Source organism: Chryseobacterium sp. 1B4 (genome assembly GCF_036631475.1).
In the GTDB taxonomy this organism is placed as follows: Bacteria; Bacteroidota; Bacteroidia; order Flavobacteriales; family Weeksellaceae; genus Chryseobacterium.
Window position 1 is genome coordinate 1 of sequence record NZ_JAPNUF010000010.1, and the last position, 16,057, is coordinate 16,057.

Sequence of the window (16,057 nt, forward strand, 5' to 3'; positions counted from 1 at the left end):
TTGCAACATGGGTATTCTGTTTTGCGATATCAATATTCTGAGCGGAAACTTTGAGCTGCTGATGATTCTGAACAGCGAGTTCCGCCACCTCATCTGCGGTCATCTGCCTGATCTGTTGTGAAAAAAACAGCTCAGGAAAAGCTGCTATCAAAAGTGATAGTGCTGTTTTTATTTTCTTTGTCATTTTACCTTGTTTTACAGATGCAAAGTTAGGTCAACAACAAAATCAATCAAATGTTTGATTTTGGAAAAAGATGTTCAAATGTAAGATTTTAATTTTCGAACTGATGTCTGTATTGTGTAGGACTTACTTCCAGATGTTTCTTGAAAAAGTGAGAAAATGAGTATTGATCACTGAAGCCAAGGATAGATGAAATCTCCGACACCGGTTTGTTGGAAGAGTTTAAGAGAACTTTAGCTTCATTAATGACAATTAAAGCAATGATCTGACTTGCAGATTTACCTGTGATGGTCTTTACAACAGAAGAAAGATGTCTGGTTGTAATTGACTGCCTTTCGGCATAAAACTCAACTGTTCTTTCTGTAAGATGATGTTCAGCAAGATCGGTAAGAAATACAAATACAATTTCTTCCTGCCTGGACATCTGATTCATAGAACTGTTGTCTTCTTTTGAGATGATTCCCGCCATCTGATAACAGAAAACAGAGAAAAGATGTTCCACCATTTCTTTCTTATAGAGCATATCGGTATCAGAATCCAGGATATACTTCAGGAAGTTAACACTTTTCCAGACTACTTCCATTTCATCTTCAGGAAAAGGCACCCCTTTATTCATCTGCTGTCTGAAATACCGATAGGTAATCAGGCGGTTAAACTTTAATGATAATGCTGAAATAAATTCCCTTTTATAGGAGACCATCCTTGACTGAAAGTCACCCGTCACTCCCACCACTTCATAGATGGTTTGGGGGTCGGTTACCATAAACATATTGGCAGAAACTTCCAGATCACTGAAATGCTGGCGGAGTTTTATGGTTCCGGATTTAATAAAGATAAAAGCAGGATTATCGGGACGAAAAGGCTTACCAACGGCTATTCGCTCGAAAATATTACGTTCCGTAAAAATATCAACTCCGAACTTTTCTAAGGCAGACATAGGGCAAATGTAAGCAATCTTACCAGTGATTACAAAATTTTATTATTTTAGCATCAATCCAATTTTCTGTCAGTATGAGAAAGGTTGATCTATTATTTGCCGAATACAGTAAAAGCCATAGAAATCCTACCAACAAGTTCATTCACTGGATTTGTGTACCTCTGATTTTCTGGACGATTCTGGGGTTTGCCTCCCTGATTCCCGCACCTCATTTCTGTGCTTCCTATTTCGGATGCGTCAGTATTGTAAGCCTTATAGTGATTCTTCTGATTACTTTATTTTATATCAGGCTTTCTTTTAAGATCGCGGTAGTAATGCTTGCTGTAATGCTTGTTATGGAGCATTTCATTTATCTTACCAACATAAGTTTTGGAAAGCAATCCTGGGTAGTTTATCTGTCCGTATTCATCATTACCTGGATTTTTCAATGGATAGGCCACAAAATTGAAGGGCAAAAACTTCTTTTCTCAAAGACCTTCAGTTTCTTCTGATAGGACCGATCTGGCTTTTAGGGTTTATTTTCAAAAAGGCAGGAATCAGATATTAATCTTCCAGGGCATAAACCGCAAAACTGGCCAGCCAATGGTCTCCCCCGTAATTCCCCTGGAAAAGCAGCGGCAAACCGTTAGCCAGGAATACATCTGCCTTCTTCCTGAAGCTTTTCTTCAGCGGATGATTGGCCGGAAGGGCATTTGAAATCCCTTTCATACACCATGCTTTGGAAAAAGACAATCCCACCAGGTGAACCGTTTGGTAATCACTCAGGTCACTTACCACCGGAATTTTTTCAATATTCTCCAGACTTCTTTTTTCATAGAAAGCATTCAGCCACTGTACAAATTCCTTTTGAGGAAGTACTCTGCGCATCAGGTCTGCAATCTCAAGACTTGGAGAAAAGAAATCTGAGCCGTCCGGCTCCAGATAAGCGGGTGTTTTCTGATCTTTTAAGAAAAAGTATTTCGCTTTTTCCATCAGCTGATTTTCGAATTCTTTATCTTTATTGGCTCTTGCCCAATCTATAGCAAAAGCCATAGCAAATGCGGTATTCGGATGAACTCCGGTTCTGTTGGGATAAGTTTGTTTTGGAAGGTATGTTTTCCACGATTTGAGAATCTGATCTGTTAATGGTTTCAGATTCCGGTGCCATGTTTTAGCTTTCGGATGATCCCAGTTGGTGAGTTCTTCATCCAGTTTTAATATCCACGCCCAGCCGTAAGTTCTCTCGAAGGTCCCTGTCAGCTGAAATTTTGTAAAATAATCTGCTTCCGTCTGCAGCTTATCTTTCTGAAATGATTCATCCAGAATTTTTTCAATATCCTTAGCACTGGAGAGATTAGGTTTTGTTTTCAAAAGTCTTGCCAGCATCCAATGTCCGTGAACGGAGCTATGCCAGTCGAAACATCCATAAAAACTGGGATGGAGATCTTTAGGTGTCAAAGGAACTTCGCCCGCATTATTGATTATATGTGCCGTTTTATTAGGATATTCCTGATTGATGCAGTGAAGAGGTTTATCGGAAAGCTTCATTGCCATTTCGTCTGTAAGTTTCGGAACTTCCTGGGCATACATCAGAAATGGAGAAAACACAAATGCTAAAAGACTTTTTTCATGAATTAAAAATAGAAATAATTTACAGTTTCAGCAATTTTTCCAATCGGTTTTAAAAGTTTTGTTCTGAATGTATGTCCAATTTGCAGTATAACTATTTTTAAGCACAATTTTTGATGATATCATCAGAAACTAAGCTATGAAAAACATTATTCTTTTTTTATCCACCCTTCTCCTGATCAGTTGCAGTAAATCCGGCAATGATAAATTTGAAGCGAAAGCTGACCTGATGGAAGTTATTCCTGAAGAGAAAGTTACAGCATTATCTTCTCCGGCTCCTGTTATTTCTGAGAAAACGGTATCCGACAAAAATGAATCCAGCACAGAAAGCTATACCCGCAAAAAAGCCGATACTATTTCCAAAAAAATTATTAAAAACGGAGATATGAAGATTCAGGTGGGTGATATTAAAAAAGCACAAAATCAGGTCAATGAAATTATCAGGAAAAACAATGCCTATATCCAGAAAGAAGAATACCAGAATACGGATATGGATGATAACCTTACACTGATTATCCGTGTACCTCACAAAAATTTTGATGCTCTTATCAATTCATTTTCAGATGGTATTGGATCTGTTCTGTCTAAAAATGTTTCATCTGATGATGTGACCGAGGAATATACCGATGTTGCCTAAAGCTGGCCAACAAAAAGATATATCTTGAAAAATACCGGGATATGCTTAAAAAGGCTTCCACAACGAAAGATATGCTGGAAATCCAGGAAAAGATCCGGGAACTGGAAGATGAAATTGACATTGCTGAAGGCAGACTTCGTTTTATTGATGACAGAGTAAATTACAGTACCCTGAATTTAAACCTATATAAAGAAAAAGTGAGAAGCTCAGCCACCTCTAAAATTGGCTTCGGAAGCCGGTTTATTGATTCTCTGACTGAAGGCTGGAACAGTTTTGTAAGCTTCCTGCTGGGAATGGTTTCACTGTGGCCGTTCTTTCTGATCATTCCTGTCATAGTTTTCTTTTGGAGGAAATGGAAGGAAAATAAAAAACAGAAAAGTTCATAAACTAAGAATCCGGGCATCGGAGATGCCGAGATTCTTACTGCATAATCAACAATTTACCTATTAAAATAGTCCTTTACTGTTTCCAGTACTTTCTCATCTGCCATTTTCTGTGAAGTTCCTAACGTAATTTTTAAATCTCTGAACTGTGCTGTATCATGCAGAAAATGTTTCAGTTCTTCCTGCATTACTCAGGACCTGTAATATAGAGTTCCTGGGAATTGGTCAGCAGATGTTCAATTTCTTTAAAAAACTTGTTTCTGTTGGTGATTTCAGCATTATTTCCTGCATTTTCACTGGAATTACCATGCTGAATCTCCGCTTTTACAGGCTTACAAAGGGTAAATTCAGAAGTATTCTGTCCATCGTGATTTCTGGCTACAATGGCTTTCTCTGTATCAATCCAGATACCTGCTAATTTTTTATCAGACATAATCATATAATTTTAAGTGATGCCAGATAAAAAACAAGAATAATGCAACAGCCGTGTTAAGGGCTGTTAAATGTTAATATCATATTATTTCCCCAGCACAAATACTGCAGGGATTTTATGAAGTTCCGGCTTTTGCTTCTGCCAGTCTTTTATTGATTTTGTTTTAATAAATTCATGTTCCGGGTCATTAATATTGGCAGCAATACACAGTTTGGTATTCGGTGACAAAAATTTACATAAATCTTCAAAAAGCTGGTTGTTCCGGTAAGGCGTTTCCATGAAAATCTGAGAATATCCTGTTTTCTGTACAAGACCTTCAAGATTCAGGATCTGTTTCTTTTTTCTCCTTTATCAATAGGAAGATAGCCATGGAAAGTGAATTCCTGCCCGTTGAATCCACTGGAAATCAGAGCCAGAATAATAGATGACGGCCCCGAAACAGGAACTACCCTGATATTTTTCTCATGACACCATTTAACGATCAGGTTTCCGGGATCAGCGATACAAGGTAACCCTGCTTCTGATAACAATCCGAAGTCCTGCCCTTTCAGCATCAGTTCCTGAGCTTCTTTAATATCTGCATTTTCCGTGTATTTATCTAACAGAAATAACTTCAGATCGGCCTGCTTTTTTCAGGAGCAAAAAATTTAACAACCTTTCTCGCCGTCTTTTCATTTTCCACGAAGAAATAATCCGTTTGCATGATATAATCCTTCAAAACAGGTGAAAAGTGGTTGATAGAAGTATTTTCTGATAAGTAAGCAGGGAGTAAGAAAAGCATTGTATTATTTTTAGTTCTTTCGTTTAATGAGGGTTGTGGGAAATATTTTGTAAGATCCATGGAAAAGGTAACAGAGGTAATTTTTCAGGTTCCGTTGATCTTCATCAGTGTCCAGATCTCTTTTCCCCAGTTTTCCATTTTACCGTCATACCAGAAACTGTAGTCAAAATTGGCAGAAGCAATTGATCCGTCTTCTATGATCTTAATATTGTCAAATTTTTCTTCAGATTTATCATCTTTAAAGCTTTTGATAAAAGCCTTATAATCATCGGCAAAGTAGTAATCCGCTTTAGGGTTTTTCTCAAGACGTTTTGCCTGGGTCCTGTCTTTGTAGATTCCGGTCCAGAGTACAGGTTCCTGAAACAAAGAAAGATATTTGGCTTCATCACGGGACTTAATGCATCCCATAAAGTCATCCATTACCTTACGGATCTCTGTTTCATCTTTAGTTTGGGCAAAACAGAAATTAAAGCTTACTAAAAGCAGCAGCAATAATTTTTTCATGGTTAATATTTTAGTATTTGGTTCTTAATGGCATCACATCCCTGATCCAGAAGCTGGAAAACATTTTCGAAATCTTTCATATCTCCCCAATACGGATCAGGAACCTCAGCATTTTCATGATCTCCCAGTACTTCTAAAAACAACGCTACTTTCTTTCGCTCTTCTTCGTTTTTGGTTTTAGAAACCACGTCTTCGAACACATCAATATCCATGCAGTAGATTTTATCAAATGTTTCAAAATCTCTTCGGGTAATGGGTCTTGATTTCTGTTTTGAGATATCAATATTATGGTTTGCAGCAGTTTTAACAGCTCTTTTATCCGGATGCTCTCCTTCGTGCAATGAAATGGTTCCGGCTGAGTCAATCACAAAGCTTTCCGGCACTTTTGTTTTCATGATTCCTTCTGCCAGAGGACTTCTGCATATATTTCCCAGACAAACCATTAATATTTTCATAGGTCAGTATTTATAAAAAGACTTTTAACGACAAAACTAAATAAAAAATGAAGAATACAACGATCCTTCATTTTAATTATTTTTAAGCTCAGCTATTTACTGTTTGATTCTTTCAGTAAGATCTTTTACGTATTTCTTGATTTCTTTATCAATTTTCGATACGTCTTTGATGGTATCACAAGCATACATTACTGTTGAGTGGTCTTTTCCTCCCATTTCCTCACCGATTTTAGTAAATGTGGAATTGGTGAATTCTTTTGAGAAATACATGGCAAGCTGTCTTGGCAATGCGATCTCTCTTTTTCTTGTTTTTGAAAGCAGCTGCTCTTTTTTGATTCCGAAATAATCACAAACCACTTCCTGGATATAAGGAATATTGATGACTTTTTCTGGTTGGCAGCAATTCTGTTAATGGTTTCTTTCAGCAATTCAAGACTCAGGTCTCTCTTATATACTGTAGAATAAGCGATCACTGAGTTAATTACCCCTATCAGCTCTCTTACATTGGTTTTGGCTTCAGCAGCAAGGAAGTCAAGCATATCTCCCGGAAGAACAATTCCGTCTCTGCTTAGTTTATCTTCAATAATCTGCCTTCTTGTAGAAAGATCCGGAGATTTGATTTCTGCAGAAAGTCCCCATTTGAAACGGGAAACAATTCTGTCCTGAATATCCATGATGTCTGCAGGCGCCTTATCTGAAGTAAGGATAATCTGTTTTCCGTTCTGATGCAGGTGATCAAAAATATGGAAGAAGCTGTCCTGCGTAGCTGATTTTCCTGATAGGAACTGGATATCATCAATAATCAGTACATCTACCATCTGGTAGAAATTCGCAAACTCAGTCTGCTTGTGTGCTTTGGCAGCAGAGATAAACTGCTGGATAAACTTTTCAGATGATAAATAAAGTACTACTTTATCAGGGAACTGATTTTTTACTTCAAGGCCAACAGCCTGTCCCAGGTGGGTTTTCCAACTCCGTAACCTCCATATAGGAATAATGGGTTGAAAGCGGTTGCTCCAGGTCTTTTTGCAATGGATCTGGCAACAGTCGCTGCAAATTTATTGCTTTCTCCTTCTACATAACTATCAAAAGAGTAGTCAGGTTTCAGGTTAGAATCTATGTTTACTTTTCTTATTCCAGGAACCACAAATGGGTTTACAATATTGGCAGAGAATCCCTGCGGCATTGTTTCCTGTGTTTTCGGAGTAGGAACGCTCTGTCCTTTGATGTTCATGGTAACCGGCTTTTCTTCGCCTTTGGGTCTGTTTTCCATTACAGAATACCATAATTTCACTCCTTTTCCAATATTTTTCTTCAGGGCAGCAGAAAGTAAGGACAGGTAATTATCCTCTATATATTCCTTGTAAAAATCGCTCGGTACGATCAACGTAAGGTTATTGGCCACCAATGAAAGCGGCTGAACCTTATCGAATAGCATATCGAAAGATTTTTCAAGTTTTTTAAGGTCAGAATTGTCTTCAGCAGCGTTCAGGTTATCGCGCATAAACTGAAGGCATTTCTGCCAAATCATCATTAAATTGTCATCCATTTTTTAAGCCCCGATTATTCTTTGTTTGTACTGTGTTTAGAAGGAAGACAAAGGTCTAATTTTTTCTTTTCAAAAAAAAATATTGCAGGTATTGATTATTTAAAAATATATTTGTATGTATAATTTAACACCTAAAATGATACACACAACACACTCAATACGAGTACGTTACGCAGAGACAGACCCGATGAAATACGTATACTACGGAAACTATGCAACGTACTTCGAAGTGGCGAGAGTTGAGCTCTTCAGAAGCATAGGAATCTCATACGATGAAATTGAAAACCAAGGAATTTGGCTTCCCGTTTCGGACTACAAAATTAAGTATATCCGACCTGCTTTGTATGATCAGAAATTAGAAATTCATACCTATGTCAAAAAAATTCCGGGAGTAAGAATTGAATTTGAATATGAAATTTACAATGAAGAGCATATTAAAATAACAGAAGCATCCACTACCCTTTTCTTTCTTGATGCCAAAACCAATAAGGTGATTAAGTGTCCGGAATTTCTGATGGAGCTCATTGAGAAAAACTGGAAAGAAAGGTAACAGGGGTTTTGAGCTTGAGATTGACAGGGTTTGAGGATTTGAGAGTTTAAGGATAATGTCCTGAATTTAACGTTATGGATAACCCGCAACAAAGACAACCCGCACCCCCACCCCGTACGCAACTCGCAACAAAAGAAGCCCGTAACACCCACTCTATTTATGAATTAATTCGCACCTTTGTACCTTTATTTTAATTATCCCTTATATTATATACTATGAAGATTGCTTTTTTGGGACCCCATGCCAGTTTTACGCAGCTTGCCGCTGCACAGCTTTTTCCTGATGATGAATTATTGCCACAAGCCAGCATTCTGGATTGTTTCAATGCTGTTGAAAACGGAGAAGCAGTAAAGGCGGTTGTGCCATTGGAAAACTCTATTGAAGGAACCGTTTCTATGACGCTGGATTATTTATACAAGACCCCGTCTATTAAAATCGAAGCAGAAGCAGTAATGCCGATTGCCCATCATCTGATGATTCATCCGGAAAATTCCATTGAGGATATTGAAAGAATATATTCACACCCACAGGCCCTCGCGCAGAGCTTTCATTTTCTGGATACCCATTATAAGGAAATTCCCAAGCAGGACTTTTCCTCTACTGCTGCTGCAGCCAAGTTTGTTTCCGAAACCCCGGATACTCCTATTGCCGCAGTAGCCAATCAGTTTGCAGCCAATTTGTACGGTTTGAAAATTGTGAACCGTAATATTCAGGATTTTGAGCAGAACCATACCCGCTTTATCATTATTTCCAAAGAACAGAACAAATATCAGAATGATCAGCTGGAAACCTTGGGTGAAAAATCAGGAATGCTCATTACACTTCCGGAAGATCATCCCGGCGGGCTTCATCAGGTTTTATCCGTGTTTGCGTGGAGGAAGATGAACCTGAGCAAAATTGAATCCAGAACACTAAAAACCGGATTGGGAAATTATTTCTTTTTTATCAATGTTGAAGGCCCATGGCAAGAAGTCTTACACGGGAATGCGCTAAAAGAACTTGAATCAATTAATGCCAACGTTGATTTTCTTGGAAATTATAAGGAATTTCTCCTGGAAAGCTAAGAAAAAAACAATAAATAGGTTTAAAAAACACTGTCATTAAGGCAGTGTTTTTTTATTATCTGCTATTAAAAACACGAGAAATTAAAAAAATATTACCATAAATCACCCTACCGACCACTTGTTCTGGATCACGAAAAAATAACCCACACATTGGGAGAATTATTTTTCGCTAAAACACTCATAAACAGGAGATTAATTTAAAAAGAAATATAATAAGTCGTAATTAAATTATGTAGTAATTTTAACTAAAAAATAAACATATGTTTAAATATATTGTATTGTTTTAATGTTAAAATTATAAATTTCACAATGCTGGGTATAATTTTTATTGTATATTTGCTTAGCAACTAATTAAAAATCTTGATCATGAAAACTAAACTTTACAGCTTAATGTTAGCATGCGCAACTTTACCTTTATTTTCCCAAGTAGGTATCAATACAGCAACCCCTTCTGCAACTTTAGATGTTAACGGAACCCTGAAAGTTCGTGATACCCCCGCTGCTACATCATTACCCGGATATCAGGTTTTAGCAATCAATCAGGGAAGTACTCAGGTTTATACTGTGGATCCGTCGCTATTAATAGCGGCATCAGGAACCAATACTTCCGTATATGCAGCGAAAAAAACAACAGGAATAAGCCTTCTGAGCATAGGAGCCTTTCCGGCAGCATTTCAGCCCGTAAACTTTGTAGCAGCCGACAGGAATATTGGAAGCGCAGCTTTATTTACAGACTCTGATGGTGCATATAACATTCCAACGACGGGAGTGTATGCGGTAGGATACGCATTCAGATATGGAACAGGATTGCAGGCTTCATTGTTATCAGGGACTCCGGGAATCGGAATCGCGAGAACCAGAGCAGGTGTTTCTACGATAATAGATAGCCGTCCTTTCAGTGGCGTTAACCTTGCCCTGGCAGTTAACCTAACACTTTCTGATTCCAGCATCAACTCTTTGTATTCATTCCAGGCTGGTGACAAAGTATCTTTCGGACTTACAGACGCTGGGGTATTCACTGTAGGATTGTTAGGTTCAAGTATTACATCATTCTATATTTACAAAGTATCAAACTAGTAAAAACATATTGTTAGTTATCTATACCATTTAACCCATCGCTGCACCGTGATGGGTTAATTTTTGAATAACATATCAGACATTTCCTTTATATTTGATAAAACTAATGAAATGAGTGAGTTTGTTGTGGTTATAATTCTTATCATTATCTTCATCATTTTCAATAATCTGAATACCAAAATCAGGAAATTGGAAAAGGAGATCTCAGATCTTAATTATAAAATCGGCAAGGGAACTGCCAGTCCTGAAGTTACACAAAAGAAAACTCCATCTGAAGAAACGGTCATTTCGCCAATACCACCTCAACAGGTTGATCATGAAGGCGCAAAACATATAGAAGAGCCTCCAACGCCTCCCGGAAAAGACTGGCTGGCTCCCGTTTTTGATTTCCTGAAACAGAATGCACTTACTGTTATTGGTATTTTCACCCTTGTTTTGGGAATTGGTTATTTTGTAAAGTATGCGATCGATAAAAACTGGATCGGTGAAGCTGCAAGAGCTGGTATAGGTTTTTGTACCGGAGCAGGCATCATCATGACCGGACATTTCCTTCGAAAAAATTACAAAGCTTTTTCCTCTATTATTACAGGAGGCGGAATTGCCGTTTTATATTTCACAGCCACTATTGCCTTCCGGGAATATCATCTCTTTACCCAAAACACAGCTTTTGCCATAACTATCCTGATTACAGCTGCCTCTATCATTTTATCATATTATTATAAAAGCGAGGTGCTGATTATTTTCTCTCTGATAGGAGGTTTTGCGGCTCCTTTAATGATCAGTACGGGACAAAGCAATTACCTGTTCCTCTTTATTTATCTCACGCTACTAAATACCGGAATGCTGGTAGCCTCTTTCCTCCAGCATTGGAAAAGTGTGGGCTGGACAGCTTATATTTTCACAACCGGTTATCTTTTCTCCTGGACCCATGAAAGTCCGGAGCTTTTAAGCATTACTTTTTATCTGATCAGTTATGTGGTATTCTATATTTTCGCACTGCATGATTACTTCAGAAAAAATATCCTTTCAACCTCTGATATTGCCATTCTTGCTCTTGCTAATTTTTCAAGTGTTCTTGGGCTGATCTATATTTTTAAGACCCTTGGATATGAAACTCCCATTATTTTCCCGCTTATTTTTGCTGCAGCCAATTCCATCCTGCTGTTCAGAGAATATGCACAGAAGAATTTCGGAATTGCCTATTCCGTATTTGCAGGACTGGTGACAAGCCTTATAACGATTGCCGTTGCAATTCAGTTTAAAACCCACCTCATCACCAGTATCTGGGCAATAGAAAGTACCCTGCTTCTTTTCATCTGGAAAAAACCGGCCATAAGATTTTCAAGACCTTCTTTTATATTCTGTTTCCATTAGTAATGATTGCCCAGATGATAACTTGGACCGAATATTTTGGAACAAAAGATTTTAACATCATATTCAATCCTCCGTTTATTACCAGCTCGTTTACTATAATTTCCATAATGATCAATTTGTATTTATTAAGGGATGAAACAAAAGAGCCGGAGGAAAAAGACAATAACTTTTTTGAAGATCTCATCACTGTAATCAGCTATGGTGCTATTTATATTACCTTCCTGCTTGAGATTACCTATCATATTTCGGAAATGCATTGGTCAGCAGTTACCACTGCAGGGCTGTTATTCAGTATCTGTTATGTTTTTATATTACTGCTTTTCAGAAAACCGTTGGGTATCAGAAATGACATTCAGAATATGCTGATCTACCTGCTTCTTTTACTGGCAGTTCTCACTATTTCCGTATCCACTCCGGCAGTAGTTACAGTTATTTTATCAAAAAAACTGTATCCCGGATTTTATTTGCTGCATCTGCTGCAATGGATACCTTTTATATATGTTTACAGCAAAATCATTCCTTCTTCGGAGTTTCACAAACGTCAGATTTCTTACTGGATACTTTCTTTGGCTCTTATCGTACTGGTAAGCTGCGAACTGCATCATTCCTATGTTTTGTTGATTTCAAATGACATCACTAAATCTTATGAAGCGAATAAGCATTTCAATATTCTTTATCTTCCTGTCATATGGACAATCCTTGCCAGTATTTTTATTTATACCGGTTTAAAAAGGAATATCCGGGAGTATAACAAAATTGGTTTTGCGCTGGTAGGCCTGATGGTATTGAAGCTGTACGGCTATGATGTCTGGCAAATGGATAATATTTCAAGAATCAGCGCCTTTATTGCTCTTGGAGTCATTTTATTGATAAGCTCTTTTGCTTTCCAGCGCCTGAAAAATATCATCAGAAATATGGTAGATAAGAAAGACAGCAATGATGAAAACGAAGAAGCTGCCGACTAAGAATCAGGATAAAAGTTTTTATTTCTAAATAAAATGTAAAACAATATAAGATTTAATTCAGATTTTATAAAAAATAACTATATTTATCACGTTTTTAACAGTTACATATTCTGATTATGAAAAAAATACTCTATTCTTTTTTAATACTATCCTCTGTTACTTTATTGGCACAGCAAAAAAATCCTGCTGTAAAGTTTGCAGTGGCTGACAATGCTATCGGAACAGTAGAATTATTCAACACAAGAAAGAACCTGCTGCAGGTTTCAAAAGTATACAATACCCCGGCAAGCCTTCCACAAAGTTTAAAAAAATACAGCTCTGTTTTTACCAAAGGGATCACTGAGTATAAGTTCAAGAACGGAGAGAATCCATTGGATAAAATGGCATTATCTGAAATCAATGTACAATACAACATCCCGGCGGATAATCCCGTGTTTATTGAAGGTTATGAATTTACAGACACCGGCACACTAATCTATCCGCAAATCAGGAAAAAACGGAGGTAAAAGATTATAATGGTAAAAAAACATTATTCATTTATACAACTGAATAATTCAATATTAAATAAGAAGGATGCTGTTTTAGAGCATCCTTTTTTATTAGTATTTATTGTTCCATTTTTTCCTGAGCTCTTCGTAGATTTTCTTTTCTGTAGAATTATTCCCGGGCTCATATAATTTTATATTTCTGATTTCTTCAGGAAGAAAGTCCTGTTCTACAAAATTCCCCTCATAAGAATGGGCATATTTATAGTCTTTTCCGTAATCAAGATCCTTCATCAGTTTCGTAGGAGCATTTCTCAGATGAAGCGGCACGGGCAGATTTCCTGTCTGTTTCACCAGAGCCAGCGCTTCATTAATCGCCATATAAGCAGAATTACTTTTAGGGGAAACCGCCAGATATATAGCTGTTTCACTTAGTATAATCCTCGCCTCCGGGTTTCCGATCACATTAATTGCCTGAAAACAGTTGTTGGCGACCACCAATGCATTCGGATTAGCTAATCCAACATCTTCAGCCGCAAGTATAAGCATTCTCCGGGCTATAAACTTGATATCTTCTCCCCCGGCAATCATCCTTGCCAGCCAGTAAACCGCACCATTGGGATCTCCTCCACGCATGGATTTGATGAAGGCCGAAATAATATCATAATGCTGCTCACCGTTTTTATCATAGAGTGCCATGGTCTCCTGAAGAACTTCAAGAACATCTGAATTAAGGATTTCTTTTGTGTCAGAGTTTTTATATTGATTAAGAACCAATTCCACAGAATTGATCAGCTTCCTGGCATCTCCTCCCGAATACTGAATGAATGCTTCTTTTTCCAGGATTTTAAAACCGGTACCTTCATCTTTGTTGTACCTTTCCGAAGCAATATCAATGAGTTCTTCCAGTTTTTCATAGCTCAAAGCTTTTAAAATGTAAACCTGACTTCTTGAAAGCAGCGCTGAAACAACTTCGAAGCTCGGATTTTCCGTAGTTGCACCGATCAGTACAATCCATCCCTTTTCTACCGCATGCAATAATGAGTCCTGCTGAGATTTATTGAACCTGTGAATTTCATCTATAAATAAGATCGGTGACTTTCCGGAGAACAGATTCTGCTTTTTGGCATCTTCAATCACCTCACGTACATCTTTCACTCCGGAGGAAACAGCAGAAAGCTTATAAAATTTCCTCCCCGACTGTTCTGAAATAATTTCAGCCAACGTGGTTTTTCCGGTTCCCGGCGGCCCCCAGAATATCAGCGAGTTCAGGGTATTATTTTCGATCATTTTCCTGATAGTTCCTTTATCGCCGGTAAGGTGCTCCTGCCCCAATACATCGTTCAGGGTTTTGGGTCTTAATTTTTCAGCTAATGGGATATTTTGATTCAAAGTAATTCTATTTTTTAAGATCAATGTCCCGGATTTCCGATCTCCGAAACTTATAACAAAATTAAACTAATTTTCATTTTTTTACCCTATTTTTGCATTGTTTTGAAACTTACATTCAATAAAATCATTACATTTCCACTGGTAATTTTGATCAAATTTTACCAATGGTTCATCTCGCCTTTACTTCCCAAAACTGCCGTTACGAACCTACCTGCTCTCATTATATGATTGAGTCTCTTCAGGTACATGGTGTCTTTAAAGGTTTCTGGCTGGGATTTAAAAGGATTTTAAGATGCCATCCATGGGGAGGAAGCGGCTATGATCCTGTTCCCCCTAAACATAAATGTCAATAATCAAACTATTAAATCAATAGAAAAATGAATACTTTTTTTCAGAATTTACTTTGTGCTGTTTGCATTGATCACCCAATGCCTCTTTGCACAGGAATACCCTGGGGGTTTATCTGACGGAACTTTAGATATCAATGGAAACAACATTCCCGTAAAAATCTATTCCACCACGGAGATGGGAGACCTTACGGCTTTTCCTGACAGGGAATCGGATAAGAACCAGTCTTTTGTTGTCATCTTAAATGAATCAAATTTTGAGCCTGAATATTACAATTACGGCGCTTCAACTTTAGCCAAATATAAGGATTCAAAGTATCAGTTTTTCGATAAAAACTTTAAGCTTATTGATACTTCTGTTACCAGGGATAATATTTCAAAATTCAAATATGCTGTAAAATCAGTGAAACCTATTACTGATTCTGATAAGGTAGAGCTTAAAACTCCGTTTAAAATATGGGATCCTTCAAAAGGAATTCGTATCGGATCCTTTACCCTTCACTTTTATAGTTTGATGTTTGTTTTTGCATTCGGATTCGGATATGTTTTAATGACAAGAATCTTTAAAATCGACAACGTTAACCAAAAATATCTGGAACCTCTTTTCACATGGACATTGATCGGGACTATTCTTGGAGCAAGATTAGGACACGTTATCTTTTATCAGCCGGAATTATTTAAAGAAGATTTCTGGAGTGTATTTTTACCGATAAGTACAAAAAACGGTTTAAAATTCACAGGATTTTCAGGTCTGGCAAGTCACGGTGCTACAATCGCTTTGATTTTTACAACATTATATTATTCATTTAAAGTCATCAGAAAAAATCCGTTCTGGGTATATGACAGATTAGGTATCGTAGTGGCTTTGGGAGGTGCATTTGTAAGAATGGGGAACTTTTTCAATTCTGAAATCGTAGGTAAGCCAGCTGATCCCAACTCTCCGTTCGCTTTACTTTTCCCACAACAAAGCAGTGAATATGGTCTTACCGTTCCGCGTTATCCAAGTCAGTTATTTGAAGCAGTAGGGTATGTTCTTCTTTTCATTTTATTATGGATATTGTACAGAAAAACGGATAAAAAATATCAGCAGGGCTGGTTATTCGGTTTGTTTTTCATCATTCTTTGGGCGATCAGATTCTTTGTGGAATTTCTTAAAGAGCCACAGGGAGATGAATTCATCCAGATTGGCAGTCTGAATACAGGCCAGGTCCTTTCCATACCTTTTATGATTGCAGGAGTTGTGATTATGCTTGTTTCCAAGAAGTTTACAATCACACCGGAAGAAAACGCAAAACCGGAATAGGTTCATCAGACTAAAAAGTAAATCAGCTGAAA

General features: G+C 37.5%; 17 protein-coding genes and 4 pseudogenes. 11 read left to right on the plus strand and 10 right to left on the minus strand.

Going from position 1 to position 16,057, the window contains the following annotated elements:
• Both OWR28_RS21535 and OWR28_RS21540 read right to left on the minus strand, forming a co-directional pair.
• A pseudogene (locus OWR28_RS21535) lies at window positions 1-184 on the minus strand (TolC family protein); the annotation flags it as partial.
• A gap of 88 nt (window positions 185-272) precedes the next feature.
• Entirely contained in the window at window positions 273-1,118 is an 846-nt protein-coding gene (locus tag OWR28_RS21540) for a helix-turn-helix domain-containing protein (RefSeq protein ID WP_002980460.1), read from the minus strand.
• A 74-nt stretch (window positions 1,119-1,192) separates the two neighbouring features.
• On the opposite strand from OWR28_RS21540, the gene OWR28_RS21545 reads away from it, so the two are divergent.
• Entirely contained in the window at window positions 1,193-1,609 is a 417-nt protein-coding gene (locus tag OWR28_RS21545) for an Mpo1-like protein (protein WP_332388466.1), read from the plus strand.
• 52 nt (window positions 1,610-1,661) lie between these two features.
• Here the strand turns inward: OWR28_RS21545 and OWR28_RS21550 are convergent, their stop codons facing one another.
• A complete protein-coding gene (locus OWR28_RS21550) occupies window positions 1,662-2,705 on the minus strand; it encodes a DUF2891 domain-containing protein (RefSeq protein WP_332388467.1) in 1,044 nt (347 codons plus the stop codon).
• A 160-nt stretch (window positions 2,706-2,865) separates the two neighbouring features.
• Here OWR28_RS21550 and OWR28_RS21555 point away from each other — a divergent pair, with 160 nt between their 5' ends.
• Both OWR28_RS21555 and OWR28_RS21560 read left to right on the plus strand, forming a co-directional pair.
• On the plus strand, window positions 2,866-3,363 hold the full coding sequence (locus OWR28_RS21555; RefSeq protein ID WP_332388468.1) for a DUF4349 domain-containing protein: 498 nt from the start codon (window positions 2,866-2,868) through the stop codon (window positions 3,361-3,363).
• 41 nt (window positions 3,364-3,404) lie between these two features.
• Window positions 3,405-3,749, plus strand: coding sequence for a DUF4349 domain-containing protein (locus OWR28_RS21560; protein ID WP_332388469.1), 345 nt, complete (start codon window positions 3,405-3,407; stop codon window positions 3,747-3,749).
• 53 nt (window positions 3,750-3,802) lie between these two features.
• On the opposite strand, the gene OWR28_RS21565 is transcribed toward OWR28_RS21560, so the two are convergent.
• The 6 genes and pseudogenes from OWR28_RS21565 to dnaA all read right to left on the minus strand — a co-directional run bounded on the left by OWR28_RS21565 (window position 3,803) and on the right by dnaA (window position 7,468).
• Window positions 3,803-3,934: a hypothetical protein gene (locus OWR28_RS21565; protein ID WP_332388470.1), complete on the minus strand. Its 132-nt coding sequence runs from the start codon at window positions 3,932-3,934 to the stop codon at window positions 3,803-3,805.
• Entirely contained in the window at window positions 3,934-4,179 is a 246-nt protein-coding gene (locus OWR28_RS21570; RefSeq protein WP_332388471.1) for a hypothetical protein, read from the minus strand. The genes OWR28_RS21565 and OWR28_RS21570 overlap by 1 nt, the downstream gene beginning before the upstream one ends.
• An 84-nt stretch (window positions 4,180-4,263) precedes the next feature.
• Window positions 4,264-4,960: pseudogene (locus tag OWR28_RS21575) on the minus strand (SAM-dependent methyltransferase).
• A gap of 84 nt (window positions 4,961-5,044) precedes the next feature.
• Entirely contained in the window at window positions 5,045-5,464 is a 420-nt protein-coding gene (locus tag OWR28_RS21580) for a nuclear transport factor 2 family protein (RefSeq protein ID WP_332388472.1), read from the minus strand.
• A 2-nt stretch (window positions 5,465-5,466) separates the two neighbouring features.
• Window positions 5,467-5,919: a low molecular weight protein-tyrosine-phosphatase gene (locus OWR28_RS21585; RefSeq protein WP_332388473.1), complete on the minus strand. Its 453-nt coding sequence runs from the start codon at window positions 5,917-5,919 to the stop codon at window positions 5,467-5,469.
• Between the two features lie 96 nt (window positions 5,920-6,015).
• Window positions 6,016-7,468, minus strand: a pseudogene (gene dnaA / locus OWR28_RS21590) (chromosomal replication initiator protein DnaA).
• Between the two features lie 136 nt (window positions 7,469-7,604).
• Between dnaA and OWR28_RS21595 the strand changes: the two are divergent.
• The 6 genes from OWR28_RS21595 to OWR28_RS21620 all read left to right on the plus strand — a co-directional run bounded on the left by OWR28_RS21595 (window position 7,605) and on the right by OWR28_RS21620 (window position 13,004).
• Entirely contained in the window at window positions 7,605-8,018 is a 414-nt protein-coding gene (locus OWR28_RS21595) for an acyl-CoA thioesterase (RefSeq protein ID WP_332388522.1), read from the plus strand.
• A gap of 215 nt (window positions 8,019-8,233) precedes the next feature.
• On the plus strand, window positions 8,234-9,082 hold the full coding sequence (gene pheA / locus OWR28_RS21600; RefSeq protein ID WP_332388474.1) for a prephenate dehydratase: 849 nt from the start codon (window positions 8,234-8,236) through the stop codon (window positions 9,080-9,082).
• Between the two features lie 366 nt (window positions 9,083-9,448).
• The gene (locus OWR28_RS21605) at window positions 9,449-10,159 is read left to right on the plus strand and encodes a hypothetical protein (RefSeq protein WP_332388475.1); all 711 of its coding nucleotides are present in this window, start codon (window positions 9,449-9,451) and stop codon (window positions 10,157-10,159) included.
• A gap of 111 nt (window positions 10,160-10,270) precedes the next feature.
• Window positions 10,271-11,533 carry a DUF2339 domain-containing protein gene (locus tag OWR28_RS21610; protein WP_332388476.1) on the plus strand — a complete coding sequence of 421 codons (1,263 nt, stop codon included), beginning with the start codon at window positions 10,271-10,273 and terminating at the stop codon, window positions 11,531-11,533.
• Window positions 11,534-11,640: 107 nt separating this feature from the next.
• Window positions 11,641-12,498 carry a DUF2339 domain-containing protein gene (locus tag OWR28_RS21615; RefSeq protein ID WP_332388477.1) on the plus strand — a complete coding sequence of 286 codons (858 nt, stop codon included), beginning with the start codon at window positions 11,641-11,643 and terminating at the stop codon, window positions 12,496-12,498.
• Between the two features lie 116 nt (window positions 12,499-12,614).
• Window positions 12,615-13,004 carry a hypothetical protein gene (locus OWR28_RS21620; RefSeq protein WP_332388478.1) on the plus strand — a complete coding sequence of 130 codons (390 nt, stop codon included), beginning with the start codon at window positions 12,615-12,617 and terminating at the stop codon, window positions 13,002-13,004.
• A 93-nt stretch (window positions 13,005-13,097) separates the two neighbouring features.
• Here the strand turns inward: OWR28_RS21620 and OWR28_RS21625 are convergent, their stop codons facing one another.
• Window positions 13,098-14,375 carry a replication-associated recombination protein A gene (locus OWR28_RS21625; protein WP_332388479.1) on the minus strand — a complete coding sequence of 426 codons (1,278 nt, stop codon included), beginning with the start codon at window positions 14,373-14,375 and terminating at the stop codon, window positions 13,098-13,100.
• Between the two features lie 102 nt (window positions 14,376-14,477).
• Between OWR28_RS21625 and yidD the strand changes: the two are divergent.
• A pseudogene (gene yidD / locus OWR28_RS21630) lies at window positions 14,478-14,728 on the plus strand (membrane protein insertion efficiency factor YidD).
• Between the two features lie 448 nt (window positions 14,729-15,176).
• Window positions 15,177-16,025: a prolipoprotein diacylglyceryl transferase gene (gene lgt, locus OWR28_RS21635; protein ID WP_332388523.1), complete on the plus strand. Its 849-nt coding sequence runs from the start codon at window positions 15,177-15,179 to the stop codon at window positions 16,023-16,025.
• Window positions 16,026-16,057 lie beyond the last annotated feature (32 nt).